The 24,125-nt window shown below is 62.4% G+C and carries 19 protein-coding genes; 9 read left to right on the top strand and 10 right to left on the bottom strand.

The annotated features are described in order from the left end of the window. Window positions 1-52 precede the first annotated feature (52 nt). The 4 genes from AAFP32_RS09340 to AAFP32_RS09325 form a co-directional block, all read right to left on the bottom strand. Entirely contained in the window at window positions 53-1,480 is a 1,428-nt protein-coding gene (locus AAFP32_RS09340; RefSeq protein WP_350268902.1) for a glyceraldehyde-3-phosphate dehydrogenase, read from the bottom strand. A 53-nt stretch (window positions 1,481-1,533) separates the two neighbouring features. Beyond that, window positions 1,534-2,574, bottom strand: coding sequence for a YhjD/YihY/BrkB family envelope integrity protein (locus AAFP32_RS09335; protein ID WP_350268901.1), 1,041 nt, complete (start codon window positions 2,572-2,574; stop codon window positions 1,534-1,536). A 171-nt stretch (window positions 2,575-2,745) separates the two neighbouring features. Then, complete coding sequence (locus tag AAFP32_RS09330) at window positions 2,746-3,783, bottom strand: glutathione S-transferase family protein (protein WP_350268900.1); 1,038 nt, start codon at window positions 3,781-3,783, stop codon at window positions 2,746-2,748. 72 nt (window positions 3,784-3,855) lie between these two features. Continuing rightward, window positions 3,856-5,664 carry an AMP-dependent synthetase/ligase gene (locus tag AAFP32_RS09325; RefSeq protein ID WP_350268899.1) on the bottom strand — a complete coding sequence of 603 codons (1,809 nt, stop codon included), beginning with the start codon at window positions 5,662-5,664 and terminating at the stop codon, window positions 3,856-3,858. A 190-nt stretch (window positions 5,665-5,854) separates the two neighbouring features. Between AAFP32_RS09325 and leuS the strand changes: the two genes are divergently transcribed. Together leuS and nadE are read left to right on the top strand one after the other, a co-directional pair. Next, window positions 5,855-8,779 carry a leucine--tRNA ligase gene (gene leuS, locus AAFP32_RS09320; protein ID WP_350268898.1) on the top strand — a complete coding sequence of 975 codons (2,925 nt, stop codon included), beginning with the start codon at window positions 5,855-5,857 and terminating at the stop codon, window positions 8,777-8,779. Window positions 8,780-8,812: 33 nt separating this feature from the next. Beyond that, window positions 8,813-9,646: an ammonia-dependent NAD(+) synthetase gene (nadE, locus tag AAFP32_RS09315; RefSeq protein ID WP_350268897.1), complete on the top strand. Its 834-nt coding sequence runs from the start codon at window positions 8,813-8,815 to the stop codon at window positions 9,644-9,646. 6 nt (window positions 9,647-9,652) lie between these two features. Here nadE and AAFP32_RS09310 read toward each other — a convergent pair whose 3' ends face one another. After that, window positions 9,653-10,348: a hypothetical protein gene (locus tag AAFP32_RS09310; protein WP_350268896.1), complete on the bottom strand. Its 696-nt coding sequence runs from the start codon at window positions 10,346-10,348 to the stop codon at window positions 9,653-9,655. A gap of 94 nt (window positions 10,349-10,442) precedes the next feature. Here AAFP32_RS09310 and AAFP32_RS09305 point away from each other — a divergent pair, with 94 nt between their 5' ends. From AAFP32_RS09305 to holA, 5 genes are all read left to right on the top strand, one after another. Continuing rightward, window positions 10,443-11,750, top strand: coding sequence for a UDP-glucose/GDP-mannose dehydrogenase family protein (locus tag AAFP32_RS09305; RefSeq protein ID WP_350268895.1), 1,308 nt, complete (start codon window positions 10,443-10,445; stop codon window positions 11,748-11,750). After that, the gene (locus AAFP32_RS09300) at window positions 11,747-12,622 is read left to right on the top strand and encodes a DegV family protein (protein WP_350268894.1); all 876 of its coding nucleotides are present in this window, start codon (window positions 11,747-11,749) and stop codon (window positions 12,620-12,622) included. Before AAFP32_RS09305 ends, AAFP32_RS09300 begins: the two co-directional genes overlap by 4 nt. Before the next feature lie 221 nt (window positions 12,623-12,843). Then, on the top strand, window positions 12,844-13,704 hold the full coding sequence (locus AAFP32_RS09295; RefSeq protein WP_350268893.1) for a ComEA family DNA-binding protein: 861 nt from the start codon (window positions 12,844-12,846) through the stop codon (window positions 13,702-13,704). Window positions 13,705-13,744: 40 nt separating this feature from the next. Beyond that, complete coding sequence (locus AAFP32_RS09290) at window positions 13,745-15,979, top strand: ComEC/Rec2 family competence protein (protein WP_350268892.1); 2,235 nt, start codon at window positions 13,745-13,747, stop codon at window positions 15,977-15,979. A 41-nt stretch (window positions 15,980-16,020) separates the two neighbouring features. Then, window positions 16,021-17,004, top strand: coding sequence for a DNA polymerase III subunit delta (gene holA, locus AAFP32_RS09285; RefSeq protein ID WP_350268891.1), 984 nt, complete (start codon window positions 16,021-16,023; stop codon window positions 17,002-17,004). A gap of 124 nt (window positions 17,005-17,128) precedes the next feature. Here the strand turns inward: holA and rpsT are convergent, their stop codons facing one another. The 3 genes from rpsT to AAFP32_RS09270 form a co-directional block, all read right to left on the bottom strand. Beyond that, window positions 17,129-17,389, bottom strand: a complete 261-nt coding sequence (gene rpsT, locus AAFP32_RS09280; RefSeq protein ID WP_101618535.1) for a 30S ribosomal protein S20 — start codon at window positions 17,387-17,389, stop codon at window positions 17,129-17,131. A gap of 252 nt (window positions 17,390-17,641) precedes the next feature. Further along, window positions 17,642-18,223, bottom strand: coding sequence for a type II toxin-antitoxin system PemK/MazF family toxin (locus tag AAFP32_RS09275; protein WP_350268890.1), 582 nt, complete (start codon window positions 18,221-18,223; stop codon window positions 17,642-17,644). A gap of 11 nt (window positions 18,224-18,234) precedes the next feature. Further along, window positions 18,235-19,002 carry an endonuclease/exonuclease/phosphatase family protein gene (locus tag AAFP32_RS09270; protein ID WP_350268889.1) on the bottom strand — a complete coding sequence of 256 codons (768 nt, stop codon included), beginning with the start codon at window positions 19,000-19,002 and terminating at the stop codon, window positions 18,235-18,237. Window positions 19,003-19,175: 173 nt separating this feature from the next. Between AAFP32_RS09270 and lepA the strand changes: the two genes are divergently transcribed. Then, a complete protein-coding gene (gene lepA, locus AAFP32_RS09265) occupies window positions 19,176-21,047 on the top strand; it encodes a translation elongation factor 4 (protein WP_350268888.1) in 1,872 nt (623 codons plus the stop codon). Further along, window positions 21,048-22,280: a radical SAM family heme chaperone HemW gene (gene hemW, locus AAFP32_RS09260; RefSeq protein ID WP_350268887.1), complete on the top strand. Its 1,233-nt coding sequence runs from the start codon at window positions 21,048-21,050 to the stop codon at window positions 22,278-22,280. 108 nt (window positions 22,281-22,388) lie between these two features. On the opposite strand, the gene AAFP32_RS09255 is transcribed toward hemW, so the two are convergent. Both AAFP32_RS09255 and AAFP32_RS09250 read right to left on the bottom strand, forming a co-directional pair. Next, window positions 22,389-23,111, bottom strand: coding sequence for a DUF4870 domain-containing protein (locus tag AAFP32_RS09255; protein WP_350268886.1), 723 nt, complete (start codon window positions 23,109-23,111; stop codon window positions 22,389-22,391). Window positions 23,112-23,250: 139 nt separating this feature from the next. Then, the gene (locus tag AAFP32_RS09250; RefSeq protein ID WP_350268885.1) at window positions 23,251-24,114 is read right to left on the bottom strand and encodes a DUF3097 domain-containing protein; all 864 of its coding nucleotides are present in this window, start codon (window positions 24,112-24,114) and stop codon (window positions 23,251-23,253) included. Window positions 24,115-24,125: the final 11 nt, after the last annotated feature.

Raw genomic sequence — 24,125 nt, 5'->3', positions numbered from 1 at the left:
GCGCCCACAGCCATTCAGGCTGCGGGCGCTTCCGGATGGGAACAGGATCAGGTCAGGGGAACGCGGGAACGTCGACCCCGGCCATCTTCGCCACACAGCGAATGACCTGGCAGCTGTAGCCGAACTCGTTGTCGTACCAGACGTAGACGACGACACGATCTTCATCGACGATCGTGGCCAAACCATCGACGACACCTGCTCGCTTCGAACCGACGAGGTCGCTGGAGACCAGCTCGGGAGAGGAGACGTAGTCGATCTGATTGCGCAACGGCGAATTCATCGAGGTCTCACGAAGGAATTCGTTGAGCTCATCGACGCTCGTTGCTGTCTCAAGGTTGAGGTTGAGAATCGCCATCGACACGTTCGGTGTCGGAACGCGGATCGCGTTGCCTGAGAGCTTGCCCTTGAGCTCTGGCAGAGCCTTTGCCACGGCCTTGGCCGCTCCGGTCTCCGTGAGGACCATGTTGAGGCCAGCGGCGCGACCACGACGAGAGCCCTTGTGGAAGTTGTCGATGAGGTTCTGATCATTGGTGAATGAGTGCACCGTCTCGACATGGCCGTTGCGGACCCCGTACTTGTCATGGAGGGCCTTGAGCACCGGGGTGATCGCGTTCGTGGTGCACGATGCCGCTGACATCACCTTATCGTCATCGAGGATGGCAGCGTCGTTGACTCCGTAGACGATGTTTTTGACGTCGCCCTTGCCGGGAGCAGTGAGGATGACCTTTGACGCGCCGGGGCACTCGAGGTGGTTGGACAGGCCCTCTTCGTCGCGCCATTTTCCCGTGTTGTCGACGATGACGGCATCGTTGATGCCGTATTCGGTGTAATCGACCTGCGAGGGATCGTTGGAGTAGATGACCTGGATCAGTGTGCCGTTGGCCTGGATCGTGTTGGCGTCTTCATCGACGACGATGCTGCCGTCGAAATTGCCGTGCACGGAGTCACGCCGCAGCAGCGAGGCGCGCTTGACGATGTCATCATCGCTGCCCTTGCGGACGACGATCGCACGCAGACGCATACCTGTTCCACCGGCGCGATCGATGAGAATGCGGGCCAGCAGCCGGCCGATGCGGCCGAAGCCGTAGAGCACGATGTCGCGAACTGCACCGTCTTCAGCATTGGTGCCCGCCACCGAGTCGAGCTCGGTGGAGAGGAAGTCCTCGATGGAGTCGGACTGTTCCTGCTGTTTCTTAATGAGGCGGCCCAAGTCGATTCGGGTGGGCCCCAGGTCGAGCTCGGTCAGGGCCCGAACGATCTTGAGTGTCACCTCGATGTCGAGATCCTCGCCGAGGAAGTGGCGGGCGTAGCGGTGAGCCTTGATCATCCCGGTCACCGACTTGTTCAGCAGAGACCGACCGAACAGCGTCAGCAGCACGTCATGTTCGCGATACAGGCGTCCGGTCAGTGGGATGAGTTCTTCGGCGGCAGTCTGCTTGTTCGCCCATTCATTCAGGCGAGCCGTCGTTGCATCAGTCAAAGGTCGTATCTCCTCGGTCAGTTAGCGAATTCTCGCCCAGTCTAACGGGTTGCCTACTCGCGTTTCGTCTGGTGTTCGTCGTATCGCCGGAATCCGAGCAGCGTCAGTGCGACGATGCCGGCACCGGTCAGGAGTGCGCCGAGACTCTGGATCTGGACCTGGGGCTCGACGAGTCGGTATTCGGGTGAGGGATCTTCCTGCGGCCGCGGTGGGTTCGCGGTGCCGATCCAGGCCGCAACGAACAGGACTATCCGGGCGAAGATATTCATCGTCAGCATGATCGCGATGATCGAACCGAACACGCCTGCGGCTTTGTTGCCGGAGAAGATCTCGACGAGGACCGTGGCCAGGTTGAGGAGGATCGTGAAGGCCACAGCGCCGATGAGTGAGCCCCTGATCTTGGCTCTCTTGCCCACCGGATGGTCGGGCAGCATGGTGAAGAGGAACATGAAGATCAGCCACGCGGCGCCCAGAGTGATGATGATCGGAACGACGACCAGCAGGCCCGAGGCCCACCCTGGAAGATTGAGTTTCTCGCTGATGAGCGGCTGAAGACCGCTGCCGATGACGGTCAATGCCACAGTGAGCAGCAGGCCGATGATGAGTCCCAAGAGCGTTGCAACGTTGTTGAGGATCTTCTTGACGAACGTTTTGTCGGGCACGGCGTCATCGAAGTCTGCGTGCAGCTGCGCTCTCACAGCGGCACCGAGGTTGCCGATGAATCCCTGCCCCGTGTAGAGGGCGGCCAGGATGGCGATGATTCCGACCGACTGCCAGCTGGTGAGGAAGCTCTCCAACTGATCTGTCAGTGACGAATTTCCGCCCACCTGCGTCTCGATCTGCTCGACGACGACGGGGAGGAGCTCCGGCCTCAGCACATCGAGGACGAAGCCCAGACTTGCGAAGGTGAACATCGCGATCGGCATCACCGCGAGGACCAGGAAGTAGGTGATAGCGCCACCGAATTGATTGCCCAGCCGCTCGCCGAAGCGCTTGATCGCGCGCATCAGATGAGCGGGACCCGGCTGGGTGATGGCGTTGTGGCCGGCTTCGGCCACGGTGTTGCGTGAGGCCAGTACTTTGGCTGGTGCCACTTCGTGCTCCTTCGATCTTAACCCGCAGATGTCTGTTTAAAGACTAACTGCTGGGAACGCGCTGAGAGTGGTGGACCGTGCTTCTAATCCAGACTTTTGACCATACTGGTTCTGTCCTCGACAGTGCCCTCCGCCGGTTCCACACTGTCTGCGGGGTCTTCGCCAGCAGCGTCACAGCCAGGCTGCAGCGGTGTGTTCCTGGGGAACTTCTTCACCGGCGGGGACCGGCCCGGGGGCGGTGCCCTTGCCGAAGGGCGATCCGCCGAGCTTCTCGCGGCCGTGAGGCGAGAGCCAGCCGGCGAGATCCGGGCCCTTGGGAACGATCTGCGTCGGGTTCACATCGACGTGGACGATGTAGTAGTGCTGTTTGATCTGGGTGAAGTCCACGGTGTCACCGAAGCCCGGCGTCTGGTAGAGGTCGCGGGCATAGCCCCAGAGGTTTTCGAAGTCCCGCAGTCTTTGTCGGTTGCACTTGAAGTGTCCGAAGTAGACCGGGTCGAAGCGAACCAGAGTGGTGAACAGACGGACATCCGCCTCGGTGATGGAACCACCCATGAGGTACCGGGAATGGCTCAGTCGTTCCTCCACGGTGCGAAGAGCAGTGAACAGCCGGTCGAAGGCTGCGTCGTAGGCCTCCTGGGAGCCGGCGAAGCCGCACCGGTAGACGCCGTTGTTGATCTCGGTGTAGATCAGGCGCATGACCTTCTCCATCTCCTCCCGAGATTCTTCGGGCCAGAGATCCGGGGCACCCTCTCTGTGATGCTTCTTCCACTGAGTGGAGAAATCCTCGGTGATCTGCGGGAAATCGTTCGTTACGACAGCACCGCTGGCGATCTCGACCATCGCAGGGACGGTGATTCCGCGGGGGTAGTCCGGGAACCTTGTGAAGAACGCCTGCTGCAGGCGCTCGATGCCCAGCACCGGGTCCACTCCGCCGGGGTCGAGGTCGAACGTCCAGGACCTGGCATCGTGCGTGGGACCCGGCATTCCGATGGAGATGACGTCCTCGAGGCCCAGCAGCCGGCGGACGATGATCGTCCGGTTCGCCCACGGGCAAGCGCGAGCGGCAATGAGCCTGTAGCGACCGGGTTCGACCGGCCACCGGGAGTCGGGATCGGCGAGGATCCGATCTTCGATGTAGTTCGTATCCCGGTCGAATGCCTCATCCCTGGCCACGTAGCTGTTCATCTGGCTGGTGTCATCGGGCATGGTCTGCTCCTTCGCGAAGGTGCCTGAGTAGTTTCATGGACTCCCAGCCTACGTCTCACCGCCGGAATGTGGTCAGTCGGCGTATAGCACATCGATGTCAGCGGCGAAGTCCTTGCCGACGGCGTGACGCTTGACCGACTGCTTGGCCGACAGGTATCCGTTGTCTTCGGTGAGCTCAACTGGCAGGATTGCGAACTTCTTGATGCCCTCTGCCCGCGACACCGTTCTGTTGACGTTCTCGACTGCCTTCTCGATGGTGGCCCTCACCGTTTCGTCAGCGGAAGCCTGGCGCAGGTCCATCTCTGGCAGGTCCTGATTCTTCAACCATGTCGGCAGCACCTCCGAGTCGAGGAAGATGAGCGCGGAGATGAATTTCCGGTTATCTCCGACGACTACGGGCTGGCCGATGAGGGGGTGGCGTCGCAGGGCGTCTTCGAGTGGTGCCGGCGCGATGTTCTTTCCACTCGAGGTGACGATGATCTCCTTCTTGCGGCCGTTGATCGTGAGGTAGCCGTCCTCGTCGAGCGACCCAAGGTCGCCGGTGGCGAACCAGCCGTCGTGGAATTCCTTGGCGGTGGCCTTCGGGTTGTTCCAGTATTCGCGGAAGACCGGGGCGCCCTTGGCCAGGATCTCACCATCGGGGGCGATCGCCACGCTCACCCCGGGCAGTGGAACTCCGACAGTGCCTATTTTGGCCTTGTCCGGCACGTTCACAGTGATGGGAGCGGTCGTTTCCGTCAGGCCGTATCCCTCGAGGACGATGAGGCCGACTCCGCGGAAGAAGTGACCGAGGTGGGCGCCGAGCGGACCGCCGCCGGAGACCGCGTGGGTGACATTGTTGCCCATGACAGAGCGCAGCTTCGAGTACACGAGCTTGTCGAACAGTGCATGCTGCAGTTTGAGCGTGATCGGGATCTTGCCTGCGTCCATGGCCTTGGAGTAGGCCACGGCGACCTGTTCGGCACGGCGGAAGATCTTGTCCTGACCACCGGATTCGGCCTTGGCCAGTGCGGAGTTGTAGACCTTCTCGAAGACGCGAGGGACCCCGAGGATGAACGACGGGCGGAAGCTGCCCAGGGAGTCGGTGAGCTTCGTAAGGTCGGACTGATGTGCCAGGAGGGCACCGGAGCTGATCGAGAGAACTTCGATGAAACGGGCGAAGACGTGTGCCTGCGGCAGAAACAGGAGGCATCGCATGCCTGTCGCGAAGACATCAGGGATCTGCATCTGCGCGGCCTGCGCGGTCTGGACGAAGTTCCCGTGAGTCAGGACGCATCCCTTAGGCCTGCCGGTGGTGCCGGAGGTGTAGATGAGTGTGGCGACCGAATCGCCTGTGACCTGCTGGCGCTGGGCTTCGAGGGCATCGTCGCTGATCTGTCGGCCGGTGGCCTCGAGTTCGGAGAAGGCTCCCTGATCCCAGATCCACAGCTGCGGGGCAGGGACTCCGGCGGCGGCTGCGGCGGCTTCGACCCGGTCGGCATGTTCGCGACTGCTGACGAGGCCGCGGCCGACGCCTGCGTCCTGGATCATCCAGGCGAGCTGTGCTTCGGAGGAGGTGTCGTAGAACGGGACTGAGACAGCTCCGGCGAACCAGGCGGTGTAGTCGCTGAGAGTCCATTCGTAAGAGGTCGGTCCGAAGATCGCGATTCGGTCTCCGACCTCGACACCCGAGGCGATGAGTCCCTTGGCCGCGTTTCTGACCTGGGTGAGGAATTCACCCGCAGACACCTCTTCCCAGTCGTCCTCGACAGGCTTGGCCACGAGAGGACGGTTCGGGTTCTCGGTAACCGTCGCGAGGAAGACATCGGTCGTCGAAGAGGTCGTGTCGACCTCGAAGCCGACGACCGGGGTTGTTGACTGCTGCATTGTCGCTGGGCTCATGAGGTCTCCTTCTGGGCGTAAGTTACTGCCCGGTTATCCTACTGCGGGAGCGTTGTGAGGTGAAATCCCTCACGTTTGGAAGCTCAAACCCTCCTCACACGTCTATCTGGCAGTCTAGCCAAGTCGATGCAGGGAATGTTCAGAGTACGATGGTCGAAACCCGCTCACGCCCAGTCAGTGAAGGAAGGTAATGACGACGATTCCTGAGGAGACCAGTTTCCGCTATGACGCGGTGCTGGCCGAGAAGATCGAGAAGTCGTGGCAGCACACGTGGGAAGAGGCGGGAACATTCCATGCCCCGAACCCCACTGGTGATCTGAGCCAGGCTGTGGGAGAACTTGGTCGACAGGATCCGGAGTCCGCCTATGGTCCGCCACAGGCACTCGGCGAGCGTGAGTCCCTCTACATCATGGACATGTTCCCTTACCCCTCTGGGGCGGGCCTGCATGTTGGCCACCCGCTGGGCTATCTGGGCACGGATGTCTACGGCCGCTATCAGCGGATGCGCGGGCACAACGTCATGCACGCACTGTCCTATGACGCCTTCGGATTGCCAGCAGATCTGTATGCAGTCCAGACGGGCCAGCACCCGCGCATTACGACTGATGCGAATATCAAGAACATGACACGCCAGCTGCGTCGACTGGGGCTCGCCCACGACGCACGCCGCAGCTTCGCGACCACTGACGATGACTTCGTCCGGTGGACCCAGTGGATCTTCCTGCAGATCTTCAATTCCTGGTACGACCCAGAGGCAAGCACCGAGGGAGAGGACTCTGTCGGTGCGGCTCGGCCGATCTCCACACTGATCGAGGCGTTCGCCCAGGGAACCAGACAGACGCCTGACTCTCGTCCCTGGTCCGAGCTGAGCCCGGCCGAGCAGGAGAACATCCTGCAGGACTACCGTTTGGCCTATGTCTCGGAGTCCCCGGTCAACTGGTGCCCGGGGTTGGGCACCGTGCTCGCGAACGAGGAGGTCACTGCCGAAGGTTTGTCCGAGCGCGGCAACTTCCCGGTCTACACCCGCCGCCTGCGGCAGTGGAACATGCGCATCACCGCCTACGCCGATCGCCTCATCGACGATCTGGACGATTTGGATTGGCCTTCGGCAGTGCGCAGCATGCAGGTCAATTGGATCGGCCGCTCCAAGGGTGCCCTGCTGCGCCTGCCTGTGGCCGCATCAGATGCTCAGGTCGAGGTCTACACGACCCGTCCGGACACACTTTTCGGCGCCACCTATCTCGTGCTCAGCCCAGAGCATCCGCAGGTTGCCGAGCTCACAGCCGCTGAATGGGGCGATCAGACGCCCGATTCCTGGCGCGGTGATCAGCCCACCCCTGCCGAGGCGATCGCCGCCTACCAGCGCGATGCAGCTGCGAAGACCGATGCGGATCGTCAGCAGAGCAAGGACAAGACTGGGATCTTCACCGGATCCTATGCGATCAATCCTGCGACCGGTGAGCAGGTTCCGGTCTTCGTCGCCGACTATGTGCTGATGGGTTATGGAACCGGTGCGATCATGGCTGTTCCGGCCGAGGACGCCCGCGACTGGGACTTCGCGAAGTCCTTCGGCCTGCCTTATGTGCGTACCGTTGCGCCTCCGGCCGACCACGATGAGGATACGCCCTTCACCGGAACCGGCGTGATGATCAACTCCGCCAACGACGAGATCGATATCAACGGTCTCGAGGTCGAAGCGGCGAAGGCAAAGATCACCGAATGGCTGGCCGACAAAGGGCTGGCCACCGAGTCGACCCAGTACCGTCTGCGGGACTGGCTGTTCTCACGCCAGCGCTATTGGGGCGAACCCTTCCCGATCGTCTACAACGAGGCCGGAACGCCCATCGCCTTACCCGACTCCATGCTGCCGGTCGCGCTGCCCGAGGTCGATGACTTCGCTCCTCGGACGTTTGCCGCCGACGACGCCGACAGCCATCCGGAACCGGCCCTGGGGCGCAATCGCGACTGGGTCGAGGTCGAACTCGACCTGGGCGACGGTCCGCAGAAGTACTACCGCGAGACGAACACGATGCCCAACTGGGCAGGATCGTCCTGGTATCAGCTGCGCTACGCCGATCCGCACAACAGTGAACGTCTCGTGGACCCGGTCAACGAGAAGTACTGGATGGGCCCGCGCGAATCCAAACCTCGAGGCGGCGCCGATCTCTATGTCGGCGGTGCCGAGCACTCGGTTCTGCACCTGCTCTACGCCCGGTTCTGGCACAAGATCCTGTTCGATCTTGGCCACGTGTCATCGTCTGAGCCATTCCATCGTCTGGTCAATCAGGGCTACATCCAGGCCTACGCCTACACCGACTCGCGCGGGGTCTACGTTCCCGCCGCCGAGGTGGAGGAGAAGACCGATGACAACGGCGATTCGACCTTCTGGCACGACGGTGCGCAGGTCAACCGTGAGTACGGCAAGATCGGCAAGTCGCTGAAGAACTCCGTCATGCCCGATGAAATGTATGACGCCTACGGTGCTGACACGTTCCGTGTCTATGAGATGTCGATGGGACCGATCGAACAGGCTCGTCCCTGGGAGACGCGTGCTGTCGTCGGTGCGCAGCGGTTCCTGCAGCGCGTGTGGCGCCTCTTCGTGGACGAAACCACCGGTGAGTCCGTGATCAGGGACGGTGCGGCAGACCCTGAGACGCTCAAGGTTCTCCACCAGGTCATCGATGGTGTTCGTGACGACATGGACCACCTGCGATTCAACACCGCGATCTCGAAGCTGATCGTGCTCACGAACCACGCGACGAAGCACGGCGGAGCCACGGCCGATGTGCTTGAACCGCTGGCCATCATGCTCTCGCCCTTCGCACCGCACCTGGCCGAGGAGCTGTGGTCAAAGCTGGGCCACACATCGACGCTGACCTATGCGTCCTTCCCCGCTGTCGATCCGCAGCATCTGGTCGCCGACCAGGTCACCTGCGTCGTCCAGGTCAAGGGCAAGGTGCGAGCGCGTCTCGAAGTCGATCCAGACATCTCGGCAGAGGATCTGGAGAAGCTGGCACTGGAATCGCCGAATGCGCTCAAAGCGCTCGACGGGGCTGGAGTGCGCAAGGTCATCGTGCGGGCGCCCAAACTGGTCAATATCGTCCCCGACGCCTGAGACACGGCGTCTGCCCGGAAGGGTTGAGTACATATGTCAATCGAAGCCACACGGGATGAGATCCGGCTCACCTTGGGCGTGAGACCGACAATAGATCCGGGAACGGAAGTCGCTCGTCGCGTCGAGTTCCTTGCCGACTACATCCTGACCACCGGCGTCAAAGGCCTGGCCTTGGGGATCAGCGGTGGGCAGGATTCAACTCTGGCCGGACGACTGTGTCAGTTGGCGGTCGAAGAGCTGCGCAGGCGGGGCGCTGGCGCCGAATTCTGGGCGGTCCGCCTGCCGCATCACATTCAGACCGATGAGAGTGATGCTCAGGCTGCGATGGAATTCATCCGAGCCGACCACGAAATCGTCATCAACATCGGTTCGGTCACCGACGCGGCGGCGGCTGAATATGAGAACGCCACCGGAGACGCCATCACCGACTTCGGCAAGGGAAACGTCAAGGCACGGATGCGAATGGTCGCTCAATTCGAGCTGGCGGGGGAGAAGCGGCTCCTCGTCGCGGGTACCGATCATGCCGCTGAGGCCGTGACTGGTTTCTTCACCAAGTTCGGTGACGGTGCCGCCGATGTGGTGCCGTTGGCCGGACTGAACAAGCGGCAGGGTCGAGCACTGCTGGACCACCTCGGCGCCCCCGATCATCTGGTGCGAAAGGTTCCGACAGCGGATCTGCTCGATGATGATCCGGGCCAGACCGATGAGTCGTCACTGGGCCTCAGCTACGACCAGATCGACGACTTCCTCGAGGGCAAAGACATCGATGAGGCTGCCGCTGCAGTACTCGTCGAGAAGTACCGTGCCTCCGAACACAAACGTCGGACCCCGGTGACCCCGACCGATTCGTGGTGGATCCGGCACTGACTTCGTTCAGGCGACGAGTCCGAGTTCCAACGCTGTCTGGTTGAATTCCCACCGGGCGGAGACGAACCTGGCGCCCAGGCTCTCGCCGCGGCTGCGTGCCTCCGTGTACTCTCTCCAGCCGCCCTTGCGGGAGTCTCCGGGACGGATCTCTCGCTTCGTCTTATCGTCCGCGAGCTGCCGTGTCTCTTCGTTCACCCAGATCGACAGAGCCTCGGCCGCGCGGTAGAGATTCATGAACGCGGTGTGGGAACGTGGGTTGTCGAAGCTGGACTTCGAGAATTCCTTCCTGAAGGTGTGCAGCGGCTCGAGCTCGTCGACGTCGAGCGTCCCGTAGGTCGCATCAAGACGCAGCGACTGCACCAGGCCGGCAGAATCCGGGAGCAGGCCCAGGATCCGCCGTGCTCGCTCTTCGTCGGGCAACGCGGTGACCTCTTCGTCGACGGGGGTCAGCCCCAACGTGTCGAGACGCCCGCGCTCAGTGCTCAGCAACTGGCGCAGGGAATCGATCTGTATCTGCGCCCGCCGCCACTCACCATGGAACATGAGCAAGGCGACGATGACTCCCAGGCACAGAATCAGGCCGGTGATCCAGGCGAACGGATGCAGTCCGGGCACAGCGAAGATCACGATGCCCAGCACGCTGAGCACCGCGAATGTCACCGCCGCCGGTGAGTTGGTCAGGAAATCCAAGAAACGCTTCACATTTCCAAGGGTACTGTTTCAACCTGCAGATATCGTGGAACCTAGTGGCATATAGTGTGGCTGAAATGCCGGGACGAAGCAGGGAGAACACGGGTTGAAGATTTCAGTCATCGGTTGCGGTTACCTGGGCGCTGTTCACGCGGCGGCTATGGCATCACTGGGACACGAGGTCGTTGGTGTCGACGTCGATGCAGACAAGGTTGCTGCGCTGACCTCTGGTCGGCCGTCCTTCTTCGAGCCGGGGCTGAGTGGATTGCTGGTGAAGGGTCAGAATCTCGGCAGTCTCGAGTTCACCACCGATGTCTCGCGTGTCGCGGACGCGGCGATCCATTTTGTGTGTGTCGGGACTCCGCAGAAGCCGGGGGAGTTCGCAGCCGATGTCACGTACGTCGATGCTGCTGTGGATTCGCTGGTTCCCCATCTGACTTCGTCGTCGGTGGTTGTGGGTAAGTCCACTGTTCCAGTCGGTACTGCCGAACGTCTGGCTGCTGTTCTGGTTCCCACGGGGGCAAGTCTGATGTGGAATCCGGAGTTCCTGCGTGAGGGCCATGCCGTCGAGGACACACTGCACCCGAATCGTCTGGTCTACGGCGTTGCCGAAGGTGAGGCCGGTGAACAGGCCACGGCGGTCCTCGACGAAGTGTATGGGCCGATGCTGGCGGAGCAGACGCCGCGCATGGTCACGGACTTCGCGACGGCCGAGCTGGTCAAGACTGCCGCGAACTCGTTCTTGGCCACGAAGATCTCGTTCATCAATGCAATGGCTGAGCTGTGTGAGGCTTCTGGTGCGGACGTGACCCAGCTGGCGGATGCGATCGGGATGGATGATCGCATCGGACGGAAGTTCCTCAACGCGGGACTCGGCTTCGGCGGTGGGTGTCTGCCCAAGGACATCCGTGCGTTCATGGCTCGTGCTGGTGAGTTGGGTGCCGATCAGGCGGTGGCGTTCCTGCGGGAGATCGATTCGATCAATATGCGTCGGCGTGTGCGCATGGTCGACATTGCCCGGGACACCTTAGACGGATCGTTCATCGGGAAGAAGATCACGGTCCTCGGAGCTGCGTTCAAACCCAACAGTGATGATGTTCGGGATTCGCCTGCTCTGGCGGTGGCGCGGCTGATCGCGACACAGGGCGGTGTGGTGACGGTGACGGATCCGCAGGCGATCGACAATGCGGCGAAGGCCTTTCCCGAACTGGACTATGTGGCTGATGCATCGCAGGCTCTGTCGGGTGCAGATGCTGTGCTGCTGCTGACGGAGTGGCCCGAGTACCGGGATCTTGATCCGGTGGCCACGGCATCGCTGGTGGCTGGCAAGGTCCTCATCGATGGCAGGAATGTTCTGACACCGCAGGTGTGGCGTTCGGCTGGTTGGACATATCGGGCTCTGGGCCGTCCATGAGGATTGGCCTGGTCACCGATTCGACGGCACAGCTGTCGGATACCGAGAAGATGACGCTGCGTGAGATCACCGGTGACCTCTTCGCCGTCGTTCCCCTGACAATCCTCGTCGGAGGGGTCGCCTTCACCGACGGGGAGCTTGACCCGGGAGACCTGTGCCAGAAGATGGACGAGGGTGTTGAGGTGTCGACTTCTATGGCGACACCAGCCCAGTTCTCGAATGCCTATTCGACGCTTCTTGATCATGGTGCTGAGGCGATCATCGCTGTGACCATGTCGGGTGAGCTCTCCGGGACCCGGGACTCGGCCGTCGCTGCAGCTCAGAGCGAGGAGTCGCTGATCAACGTCGTCGACTCTCGGACCACCTCGGCCGGACTCGCAGGTGCTCTATCGATCGCGGCCGCCGGGATCGGCCACGGACACGACGTGGCATCGATCGCCGGAACTGTCGCCGACTGGTGCGCTGGCGAGACCCGAACCGCATTCGCACCGGAGACCTTGGAACATCTGCGCCGAGGCGGTCGCATCGGTGCCGCGTCCTCGTTGCTGGGCCGGGCCCTGCAGATCGTCCCGGTGCTCGGACTCAGCGCTGGTGTCGTGGCTCCCGTCGCCAGGGTCAGGACCCGAGCGAAGGCGCTTGAGCGCATGGTTGCGCTGGCTGGTGAGGCCGCGGCAGAGATCGCCGCCGATGAGCAGGATGTGTACGTGGAGATCCAGCACGCGGACGGTGAGCCCGACCATCCCGATGTGGTCTCGCTGCGCGAGAAGATCGAAGCCGCCGGTCTGCCGACGACGTTTCGAACCTTGTCGGCCATCATCACCGCCCACGTCGGATCCGGCACGATCGGAATCACGGTCCAGACCAGGCCCTGAGCTCCACCCTCGACCTCCGCCGCGTCGAACCTCGTTGATCTGAACTGCTCGCCGCTGACCCGCGTCGACCGTCGAATCCGTGCGTCCGGTATCACTTGTGGGCGTCGAACTGTGGACGAGCGGGCGACTCATGTGCGTTCGACCTGTGGACGCTCGCACGGTTTCCACAGGCGATATTTCGGCTCTGGTGTGGTCGGTGCAATCGGTCATAGCTTGTCGACATGGCTGTCTCTCCCGATGATCGCTTCGCAGGCCTCATCAATTCCAGCGCCGAACGCGGCGGATGGGTCCCGGGAGACGTCTTCGGAAGCGACAGCGAAGGCGAGGCAGAACCGGTTGAGCCGCGCCGAGTGCGCCTGCCCATCCTCGTGGCAATGGCGGTCGCAACCATTGCTGTGCTCGTCATCGCCTTCCTCCTCTTCCGGCCAGCCCCGCAGCACGCCGCCACCGAAGAACAGGTGGGTTCTGCCGAAGGAGGGGCAGGCACGACTGCGACGCGGACAGGAGCGGCGCCGGGACAGGGCCAAGATGCAGAGGCCGAGGCCACGTCTGCGACCCAGAGTGCCGAACCAGGCCGGGTCGTCGTCCATGTCACCGGAGCGGTGCACAGACCCTCCGTTGTGAGTCTGACCGCCGGTGCCCGGGTTCAGGACGCAGTGGAGGCAGCCGGCGGACTGAAGGAACACGCTGATGCGGAGGCGATCAACCTCGCCCGCGTCCTCCAAGACGGTGAGCAGATCCACATCCCCGCTCGCGGTGAGGAACCAGAACCCGGTCGGGCTGATTCCGACAACCCCGCATCGAACGCAGCAGGGGGAGCAGGGCCCGGCGGCGCGGGAGACAGCGCAGCGGGCGCATCCGGCGGTGAGGGGCCAGACCCGAACCCGAGCGCAAAGGTGGATCTCAACACCGCTGACCTCACGACCCTGGAGACACTGCCGGGAGTCGGACCGGTGACCGCGGAGGCGATCATCGCCCACCGGAATGAGCAGCCCTACACAAGCGTCGAGGATCTGCTGCTTGTCCAGGGCATCGGACCCAAGACATTCGAGAGCCTCAAAGACCGTGTCTGGGTCGGGTAGGGCCCAGCGAGGCAGAGCCTCTCGGTCGACGACTCAGTGCGTGAGAGATCGGTGGAGGGTCGGAGTCGGCTGGGTGGCCTCGGCTGCGAAGGTCTGGCCCGGATCTGTCCGCCTGTCCATATGTGCGCTGGGCCTGTGGATCACCGCGCTGCTGGCACCCGGATTATGGTCGCTGCTTGGCGCCCCAATGCTTGTCGGCCTCGGCTTCCTCTGCCTGCGCAGACACCATCACCTCGGGGTGTTCCTCATCGTGTTCGCTTGCCTGCTCACGGTGCAGACCACCATGCTCTGTGCCGTGAGTGGAACTGGGGAAGTCACCGAAGTGGAGGGCATCGTGGTCGGTCACAGCCAACCGGGGGCATCGGGGTGGTCTCGACTGACGGTGCTGACCTCAACCGGTGCCACCGAGGTGCTCAGTCCCTCCGCCCCACCCGAAGGTTCGCACGTGTCTATGCGTACGGACCATCTCGAGGACATCCGCATCAGCAGCAGCGATGCGAGGATCCTCCTCGAACCGAACACCCTGTGGCAGTGGCGCGGGGACCTGCGCATGCAGCTGCGGCATGATTCCCTGGCCTCAGGACACAGCGGCGGTGCACTGTTGCCAGGGCTCGTAGTCGGCGACACCGAGCCTCAGGATGCACGGATGGAAGACGACATGCGCGCGGTGTCCCTGACTCACATTTCTGCCGTTTCAGGCAGCAATGTCACGATCGTCAGCCTCGGCGCCGGACTGCTTGCAGGGCTGTGTCGGGCCGGTCCCAGAATCCGCGTCTCCGTCGGGGTGCTCACCTGCGTGGGGTATGTGTTCGTGGTCGGATTCGAACCCAGCGCCATCCGCGCGGCGGGAATGGCCATCGCGGTTGCCCTCGTCTTCCTGCGCGGGGGAGGGATCTCACCGGTGGCGGTGATGAGCTCGACCGTGTGCATCCTGCTCAGTGTGGTACCCGTACTGGCGACCTCGGTGGGATTCGTTCTCTCCGTCGTCTCAACTGCCGCAATCATGTTCATCGTTCCGATCATTCTGCGGCTTCTGAGCACGCGGCTGTCGCTGGTCCCCGCCATTGTCATCAGTGCCCTCCTCGTGCCCCTGGTCGCCCAGCTGGCGTGCACACCAGTGCTCGTGGCGATCGACCCCCGGATCGGGCTGTGGTCGGTGGCGGCCAATGCCCTGGCCGCACCCGCAGTTCTGCCGGCCACGGTTCTCGGGTTCCTGTCGCTGGTCTGCGGTGGCCTCGGGCTCGTCGGTGTCCCCGGACTGCTGTGGTGTGCTCAGCTCCCCGCATGGCTCGGTTCGCTGTGCGCATGGTGGATCGTCGCCGTGGCCAGGGTCTGTGCGGGACTACCCGGAGCCGCCCTCGACTGGCCGGAACCACCCTGGGGGACACTGGTCGCGCTCGGGCTCCTCGTCGTGCTGGCCGCAGGCACCTGGCTGATAGTCCGCAGACAGCTGTGGGGAGTTCCAGCAGTCGTCCTCTGCATCTGTCTGAGCGCACTGATCATCGTCGTCGGCCGGACGAAGCCACCGGCGCATGACTGGTTGGTGATGATCTGCGATGTGGGGCAGGGCTCGGCAACGCTGATCAACCTCGGCGAGGGTCGTGGGCTCGTCGTCGACACAGGGAAGGACCCGAAGCCCGTCGACGTGTGCCTTGACGACGGCGGGATTGAGGAATTCGACCTCGTCATCTCCCATTTCGACGCCGATCACAGCGCCGGGTATGCCGGAACCACATGGTCTCGGACCCTGCACCAACTGTGGGTGTCCGCCAACGTCAGTGGGGGAGACGAGGTGCGCGGCATTGTCGAGGACACCGGCGCCGAGGTGGTCCCCACAGCACGTGGACGCACATTCGACGCCGGTGGGGCCCGGATTGAGGTGCTCTGGCCGCCTGCGAAGGAGATGGAGGGGACCGAAGTCCGCAACGAGGACTCTCTGGTCCTCAGGGTTCAACAGAACGGACTGAGCTACCTGGTCCCCGGCGACATCGGTGCGGATGAGCAGTACATCGTGGCCCAGAATCTTGACCCCGTCGATGTGCTCATCGCTCCCCACCACGGCTCCTCCGACCTGTCGGAGGGCTTCTTCACAGCCGCAGGCGCTCGCCTCGGAGTGATCTCCGTGGGGGAGAACAGCTACGGTCATCCCACGCCCCGGGCCCAACGAGCCTTCGGTCCCGTCCCGGTCCTGAGCACCGACCTCTGCGGCACCATCGCCGTCTATGCGAACGCACAGTACAGCACAGGACGCAGCTGTGATGGTCATGTCGGTTGACTGCCGCGCATCGTGTCCGCGGCTGACGATAGGCTTGGGCCATGGCAGTGAAGAAGACCCTGATCCCGTGGAGTTCCGCGAAGCCCGCGCCCGTAGTGATGATATCCGGAAACGAGCCGGTGCTCATCCGCATGGCCAAGGATCGGATCGTCACTGCCGCACGGAAGTCCGATCCGGAGGAGATCGAGTTCGACGCCGCCGGGTACCAAGGCGGAGAGCTGCTCATGGCAGCCTCGCCGTCCCTGTTCTCCTCCTCGAAGCTCATCGTCGTCGACAGTGTTGAGAAGTGCTCGGAGGCATTCCTCGCAGATGCGCTCACCTACCTCGATGACCCCAATGACGATGCCGTCGTGGTGCTCCTTCACGGCGGAGGGAATCGGGGCGCGAAACTGGTCAAGAAGATCGAAGCCAACGGGTTCCCGCGGGTCGATGCGGCGGCGCTGAAGAACGAGCGCGACCGAGCCAAATTCGCCCAAGGCCGGTTCAAGGCAGCGAAGAGGCAGATCGACGAATCCGGGATGGCGGCACTGATGTCTGCGCTCGGGGCTGATCTGTCCGAACTCAACGCCGGTGTCGACCAGCTCGTCGAGGACACAGAGGGAACCATCACCGCTGCGATCGTCGACCAGTACTACGGCGGTCGGGTGGAGGCCACTGGCTTCAAGGTCGCCGATGCAGCAGTCGGGGGCGATGCGAAGAGCGCGCTGAGCCTCCTGCGTCACGCACTGTCGACCGGTTCCGACCCTGTGCCCCTGGTGGCGGCCGTTGCGATGAAATTGCGGGGGATGGCCAAGGTCCAGGGTTCCTCGGGATCGAGTGGTGAACTCGCGTCAGAACTGAAGATGGCCCCTTGGCAGGTCGACCGTGCCCGGCGCGAGGTGCGCCGGTGGAACGAAGTGGCCCTGGGGCAGTCATTGATCGCGGCGGCAGAAGCCGATGAGGCGGTCAAGGGCGGAGGCCGTGATCCGGTTTATGCGGTCGAATGGTTCGTCTCCGAAGTCTGCCGGCTGGCTCGGCAACGCTGAGTGGAGCATGCGATGGCCGGCACACCGAGCGATCAGCAGCATGATGAGCCGCTGAGCGGTGAATAGTTGAGGGGCCCGATCCAAACGGATCGGGCCCCTCGAAGCTATAGCCTCAGTGATCGACTCAGAGAGCGTTGATCTGCGTGGCCATTCTCGACTTGCGGTTCGCAGCGTTGTTCTTGTGCAGAACACCCTTCGAAACAGCCTTGTCGAGCTTACGGGCGGCAACAGCATATGCCTGCTGTGCTTCGTCCTTGTTGCCGGCAGCAATGTTCTCGCGGACGACGCGGACGTGTGACCGAACCTCGGACCGCACAGCCTTGTTGCGCTGGCGAGCCTTCTCGTTGGTTTCAATCCGCTTGATCTGTGACTTGATATTAGCCAATTTCAACACTCTTTCGTGTTAGTGGAACATGGTCGTGAGGGCACATCTGACCGACATATTCATCTCCGCGGGGAAACACATCGATGACATCGAATCTGATGGCATCTTCACCCGACCACGGCGAGACACACGCCTTTGATGAAGATACCTGATCAACGATACAGGCTGATCCCCTCAGGCAGAAATTGTCGGTGCCCTGGTCTCGGCTCGACCCGGGGTCAGCTTCGGCTCAGGCTCAGCGTCGGCTCAGGCTCAGCGTGGGTCGACGTTCTCTGCGACCTGTTCGAAGATGTCGCGGGGCATGATGGAACCTTCGCGGCGGATGGACTTCGGATCGAGGCGGATCACGCGGTCGAGGCGGATCTCAGAGGGCCTGCCCTGAGAATCCCAATCGCCACTGCCGATGTTCATCCACCGGGCATGGCGGTCTTCGCGGACCTCTCCGATTCCACCCGGGATGTGATCCTTGCTGGTGAGCATGAGTGCCAGAATCCAACGTCCGTCCTTGCCGATGACCAAGGAGGGACGGTCCTTGCCCTGGGAATGATCCTCTTCGAAGGGAACCCATCCCCAGACAACCTCACCCGGATCGGCATCGCCGTCGAGGTCGGGTGCATAGGAGACATTGACCGCTGCACGGTAGTCACCCGGATAGTCGCCGTCCTGCGCCGAGGTGGAGCCGGGGGATCGTGCACCACCCCGCTGTGGGCCGCTCGGGCGCGGGTCCGACCCCTGCGAACCCGCCTTCTTCTTCGCCTGTGATTCCCTGAGGAATTTGAAGCCTTCGTTGACGCCGATCTTGACGACGCGATTGACCAGTGATTTCCAACTCATGTGCGCCAACCTTAATCGACGTAGCTCAGAACCGCTTCGACCGGAAAATGGTCGGACGGGTACGAACCGTCAGCGGAGAAGGTGTTGATCCGTGTGGACACAGTCCGCAGGCCCGGTGACGTGAGGATCCAGTCGATGCGGCCACCCCCATCCGTTGGTCCCTTGTAGCGGTGGAAGGTGCCGATGTTCTCGCTCGGGACGATTGCCCCCGTGTCGGTGAGCCCCAGTTCTGTACAGAAATAGTCGTAGACGGGCGAGCCGGCGGCCACGTTGAAGTCTCCAGTGACCACAGATGGGCCGGTCACCTCGGCGAGATGACCGGCCATGATCTTCCCTGACTCCAGACGAGCCTCCTCAGACTTGTGATCGAGGTGAGTGTTGAGCAGGCGCAACGACTGCCCTGTGACACGATCTTGAAAGTCGACGACCGTCAGGGTCCGGGCGTGGGAGACACCCCAGGACTCGGAGGCGACCGTCTCCGGCTGTTCGGACAGCCAGCTGATGTCGACGGCGTCGACATCGAAGCGCGACGAGTCGTAGATGACGGCAGTGAACTCACCCGAATTCCCGCCCGAATGCCCTTCACCCAACCAGATGTACTCATCGGGAAGCAGGCTGATGAGCGTCTCGAGCTGATCGAGCTCACCCTCCTGCGTGCCGATGATATGAGGATGAGCCTCCGTGATGAGTTCGGCGGCGATGGGCAGACGCTTGGCCACGGGATGCCCGTCCATCGCGGGATATCTGAGGTTGAAGCTCATGATCGAGAAATCGCTCATGGCACAATCTTCGCCGATCAGCGCCCAGAGTGGCGGATCGGCACCCGGATTCTCAGTGAGTTCGAGTCGGTTCGCGGAAGCGCTGCCAGCATGCACCGAGGTGCGGAGGATTCCAGTCTGGTGCGTCACCCATGGAACAATGGAAGTTCTGGTCTGTCGAAGGAAGGGCGTTCATGTCACCTCAGGTGAAGCCGCAAGCACTCGAACGGATTTCGCCGTCCGCTACATCACCCGAGTTGATCCGCAATTTCTGCATCATCGCACATATCGACCATGGCAAATCGACCCTGGCCGACCGGATGCTTCAGGTTACCGGGGCGGTACAGCCGCGCGATATGCGAGCTCAGTACCTCGACCGGATGGACATCGAACGCGAACGCGGAATTACGATCAAATCCCAGGCAGTGCGCATGGCCTGGGAGAACGAGGGTGCTCCCTATGCACTCAACATGATCGACACTCCAGGCCACGTCGACTTCAGCTATGAGGTCTCCCGGTCGCTTGCCGCGTGCGAGGGCGCTCTGCTTCTCGTCGACGCCGCACAGGGCATCGAAGCCCAGACTCTGGCCAACCTCTACATGGCCATGGAGAACGACCTCGCGATCATTCCCGTGCTCAACAAGATCGACCTCCCCGCTGCACAGCCTGAGAAGTACGCGGAGGAGCTGGCCAACCTCATCGGCTGTGAACCAGAAGACTGCCTGCTGGTGTCGGGGAAGACCGGCGAGGGCGTCGACGCGGTCCTTGATCGCATCATCTCCGACATTCCTGCTCCAGTCGGCGACGCCGAGGCGCCGGCACGAGCCATGATCTTCGACTCCGTCTACGACACGTACAGGGGCGTCGTGACGTATGTCCGCCTCGTCGACGGTGCACTGCATCCTCGCGAGAAGCTGACGATGATGTCGACAGGCAGCACTCACGAACTCCTCGAGATCGGAGTCTCCTCACCGGAGCCGAACGCCACGAAGGGACTGGGCGTCGGCGAGGTCGGATACCTCATCACCGGCGTCAAAGACGTCCGCCTGTCCAAGGTCGGCGACACGGTCACTCTGAACTCTGCACCGGCCACGCAGGCACTCGAAGGCTACAAGGAACCCAAGCCCATGGTGTATTCCGGGCTCTTCCCGATCGATGGATCGGACTACCCGGTGCTGCGCGATGCGCTCGACAAGCTCAAGCTCAACGACGCATCGCTGGCCTACGAGCCGGAGACCTCGACGGCACTGGGCTTCGGCTTCCGCTGCGGCTTCCTGGGGCTCCTCCACCTGGAGGTCCTGCGGGACCGCCTCGAACGCGAATACGACCTTGACCTCATCTCCACCGCACCCAGCGTGATCTATGACGTCACGATGGAAGACGGGACGGAGATGGAGGTCACGAACCCGAGCGAGTATCCGACGGGCAAGATCAAAGAGGTCCGCGAACCGATGGTTCGCGCCACCATTCTCACCCCGAGTGATTACATCGGCGCGGTGATGGAACTGTGCCAGACACGTCGCGGCAACCTTCTGGGCATGGACTACCTGTCCTCGGACCGGGTAGAGATCCGCTACCGACTACCCCTGGCCGAGATCGTGTTCGACTTCTTCGACCAGCTGAAGTCCAAGACCAAGGGCTACGCCACACTCGACTACTCCGATGACGGTGAAGACGCAGCGGATCTGGTCAAGGTCGACATCCTGCTCCACGGTGACCAGGTCGACGCCTTCTCTGCGATCGTCCATCGCGACAACTCCTACTCCTACGGTGTGGCCATGGCTGGCAAACTGCGCAAGCTGATCCCGCGCCAGCAGTTCGAGGTGCCGATCCAGGCCGCCATCGGTTCGCGTATCATCGCTCGTGAGACCATCCGCGCCATTCGCAAGGATGTGCTGAGCAAGTGCTATGGCGGCGACATCAGCCGTAAGCGCAAGCTGCTGGAGAAACAGAAGGAAGGCAAGAAACGGATGAAGGTCGTCGGCAACGTCGAGGTCCCACAGGAGGCCTTCATCGCTGCGCTGTCCTCTGATGATCCGGAGCCCAAGAAGGAATCCAAGAAGTAAGTGCCCGCACAACCGACTGGTGAGACTCCACCGCGTGACGGTTCGCTGCCGGCCTCGGCCGGGATCGGCGCGGCCGCTCGCGGGCTGAGCCTGTACGTTCACGTCCCGTACTGTCGGGTCCGCTGCGGCTACTGCGACTTCAACACCTATACCGCAGAGGATCTGGGGCCCGGAGCCTCCCGCGACGACTACCGCAGCAATCTTGCCCGCGAGCTTGATCTGTCGACTCGTGTCCTCGCCGAGACGGGTGGCGCCGACCGCAGAGTGACGACGATCTTCTTCGGCGGGGGCACCCCGACGATGTTGGCCGCCGAGGTGCTGGCCGGGGTGATGGATGACATCCGTGCCCGCTTCCATTTGGCTCCGGACGTCGAAGTCACGACCGAAGCGAACCCCGACACATTGGATCCGACCTATATTGCGACCTTGGCAGGCGCCGGGTTCACCCGGATCTCTTTGGGTATGCAGTCAGCTGTGCCTCATGTGCTCGCGACCCTGGATCGCACACACGACCCGGAGAAGATTCCGGATGTGGCGAAGTGGATCAAAGAGGCCGGCCTGGAACTCAGCCTTGACCTCATCTATGGGACCCCGGGGGAGTCCATCGACGATTGGCGCAGGTCGCTGGATGTGGCGCTGAGCAACGACGTCGATCACATCTCCGCCTATTCGCTCATCGTTGAGCCCGGCACGAAGATGGGGGCAATGGTTCGCCGTGGCGAACTGCCGATGCCAGACGAAGACGACCTGGCCGACAAGTACGAGATCGCAGATGCCGCCATGGAGGCCGCCGGGCTGCACTGGTACGAGGTCAGCAACTGGTCAACCTCAGCAGAGACCCGTTGCGACCACAACATGGCCTACTGGCGCAATGCCGATTGGTGGGGCTTCGGCCCCGGAGCCCATTCGCACATCGGTGGAGTGCGGTTCTGGAACGCCAAACATCCCCGTGCCTGGTCCGACCGGCTGCTGGCAGGTGAGTCACCTGCCATCGGACGTGAGGTGCTGGAGGAATCAACCCAGGAGATCGAGAGGGTCATGCTCGCAGCTCGAATCGATTCGGAACTGCCTCTGGACTCACTGAGTCCAGGCAGCGACAGTGCGATCGAAGGATTCGTCAAGCAGGGACTTCTCGATGGTGACGCCGTGGACGAAGGCCGCTTCGCGCCCACGCTGCAGGGCCGGCTGATGGCTGACTACATGGTCCGCATCCTCACGGACTACGTGGACTGAACCGAGACAAGGTCAACTGAAACGAGTGCGGAGAAGCCGCTGTCATCTGATGTGATGACAGCGGCTTCTCCGCACCGGTAAGACGGTCAGGTCAGGTGACGGGTCTGATCACTTCACGAAGTTGAACACGAGCGGGAACTGATAACCCTCTCCCTTGCTCCCGGCCACAGCGGCGATGATGTAGAGCACCGTGTAGAGAAGTGGGACGAGGAACGCCAAGAAATAGACGAAGAAGCCGAGGCCAAAGGTGACTAGCGCGAGGATGAGGGCGATGACCATGAACACAATGACAGCCGCGAAGGTGGCGATGGCATTGGTGATCATGGCGTTGAGGCCCTGCCGCGAATGTTCGCGCACGTAAGGCGATTCGTCCTTCTTCACGAGGAACATGATGAGGGGAAGGAACCCGACGAATATTGAACCGATGTGAGTCCATAGCACCGTGGTCCTCTCGCTCTCACTGGCCTGCCAGAACATCTCGGAACCGGGACCGTAGGCGTTCTCGGGCAGCATCTGCGAGTTGAACATGGCCGGATTGCCGACTGGCTGCGCTGGACCGTAGCTATAGGGCTGCTGACCGTAGGGCTGCTGGGCATACTGCTGCTGGCCGCTGTAGGCCTGCTGCGAACCGTAATCAGCCTGTTGCTGTTGCGAGGCATAGCCCTGCTGCTGTGAACCGTAGTTCTGCTGAGCAGGGTTTGGCTGCTGTGAACCGTAGCTATGGTTCTGCTGGCTGTAAGGCTGTTGGGGTCCAGAGGCCTGAGAATAGTTGGGCGGCATGGGACGCGACTGGTCAGAGCCGTTGTTCGGCTGCTGGGGGTTGTATGACATGCGGGTCCTTTCAGAGCTTCTGGCCAATCACACTATCGGAAATGCCGCGGCCCCGAAGTGAGGAAAGCCCGAATCCTGTACCAGATCGATCACAATCGGCCGAGGTCACAATTGGTCGAGGTCACAATCAGCCGAGGTCTCAGCCGACGGTGACGAAGTCAATGAGCTCTTCGACTCGCCCCGAGAGCGTGGGTTCGACGTCGGCGATGGTGCTGACCTTGCCCAGAATGCGCACCCACCCTCGCGCCACGTCCCTGTGGTCGGCGTGCGGCCAACCGATGCGAGCCAGGATTCCAGTCTTCCAATCTTCGCCACGGGGGACGACCGGCCATTCCCTGATGCCTACGGCATGAGGCTTGACGGCCTGCCAGATGTCGACGTAGGGGTGACCGATGATGTGGACGACGTCTCGATAGCGCGGATCACCACGCACCGCCTCGGCGATCTTAGACTCTTTGGTGCCGGACACGAGGTGGTCGGCGAGGACACCGACGCGGTGGTCCTTGTCCGGACCGAACGCCGCGAGCTTGTCGGCGACATCGTCCAAGCCACCCAGCGGTTCGACGACGACGCCCTCAATGCGCAGATCGTCGCCCCAGATCTTCTCAACCAATTCGGCATCATGTTTGCCTTCAACCCAGATGCGGGATCCGCGGGCCACTCGGGCCCGGGCATTGCCGACTGCGCGTGAGCCCGAAGCTGTGCGACTGGGAGCCGATTTCTTCTTGGCCGGCAGCGTGATGTCGACGGGTTTGCCCTCAAGCAGGAAGCCAGGGCCCAGGGGGAATGCTCGGACTTTTCCGGCCCGGTCCTCAAGATTGACGACGACTCCGGCGGTTGTCTTTTCGGCGCCGACGACGGCGCCGACATACCCGCTCATCGCGTCCTCGAGAACCATTCCCAGCCCCAGCTCAACAGGTGTGGACTTCGTGGGCCGGTGCGAGGAGGGTGAGGAGCCTGCCAGTACATCGGGCCCGTAGCGATCAAAGGTATTCACGGTCAACTACCCTAATC

Origin of the sequence: Brevibacterium sp. CBA3109, assembly GCF_040256645.1 — a bacterium.
GTDB classification, from domain to species: domain Bacteria; phylum Actinomycetota; class Actinomycetes; order Actinomycetales; family Brevibacteriaceae; genus Brevibacterium; species Brevibacterium koreense.
Note: the sequence above shows the minus strand (reverse complement) of the source record. Positions and strands in the feature narration are given on the sequence as shown.

What these genes read in the sequence shown, in the direction of transcription:
- AAFP32_RS09330 (WP_350268900.1), bottom strand. Translation starts at nt 3,783, where the DNA reads ATGCCCGATGACACCAGCCAGATGAACAGCTACGTGGCCAGGGATGAG.
- AAFP32_RS09325 (WP_350268899.1), bottom strand. Translation starts at nt 5,664, where the DNA reads ATGAGCCCAGCGACAATGCAGCAGTCAACAACCCCGGTCGTCGGCTTC.
- leuS (WP_350268898.1), top strand. Translation starts at nt 5,855, where the DNA reads ATGACGACGATTCCTGAGGAGACCAGTTTCCGCTATGACGCGGTGCTG.
- nadE (WP_350268897.1), top strand. Translation starts at nt 8,813, where the DNA reads ATGTCAATCGAAGCCACACGGGATGAGATCCGGCTCACCTTGGGCGTG.
- AAFP32_RS09300 (WP_350268894.1), top strand. Translation starts at nt 11,747, where the DNA reads ATGAGGATTGGCCTGGTCACCGATTCGACGGCACAGCTGTCGGATACC.
- AAFP32_RS09295 (WP_350268893.1), top strand. Translation starts at nt 12,844, where the DNA reads ATGGCTGTCTCTCCCGATGATCGCTTCGCAGGCCTCATCAATTCCAGC.
- holA (WP_350268891.1), top strand. Translation starts at nt 16,021, where the DNA reads ATGGCAGTGAAGAAGACCCTGATCCCGTGGAGTTCCGCGAAGCCCGCG.
- AAFP32_RS09275 (WP_350268890.1), bottom strand. Translation starts at nt 18,223, where the DNA reads ATGAGTTGGAAATCACTGGTCAATCGCGTCGTCAAGATCGGCGTCAAC.
- AAFP32_RS09270 (WP_350268889.1), bottom strand. Translation starts at nt 19,002, where the DNA reads ATGAGCGATTTCTCGATCATGAGCTTCAACCTCAGATATCCCGCGATG.
- lepA (WP_350268888.1), top strand. Translation starts at nt 19,176, where the DNA reads ATGTCACCTCAGGTGAAGCCGCAAGCACTCGAACGGATTTCGCCGTCC.
- AAFP32_RS09255 (WP_350268886.1), bottom strand. Translation starts at nt 23,111, where the DNA reads ATGTCATACAACCCCCAGCAGCCGAACAACGGCTCTGACCAGTCGCGT.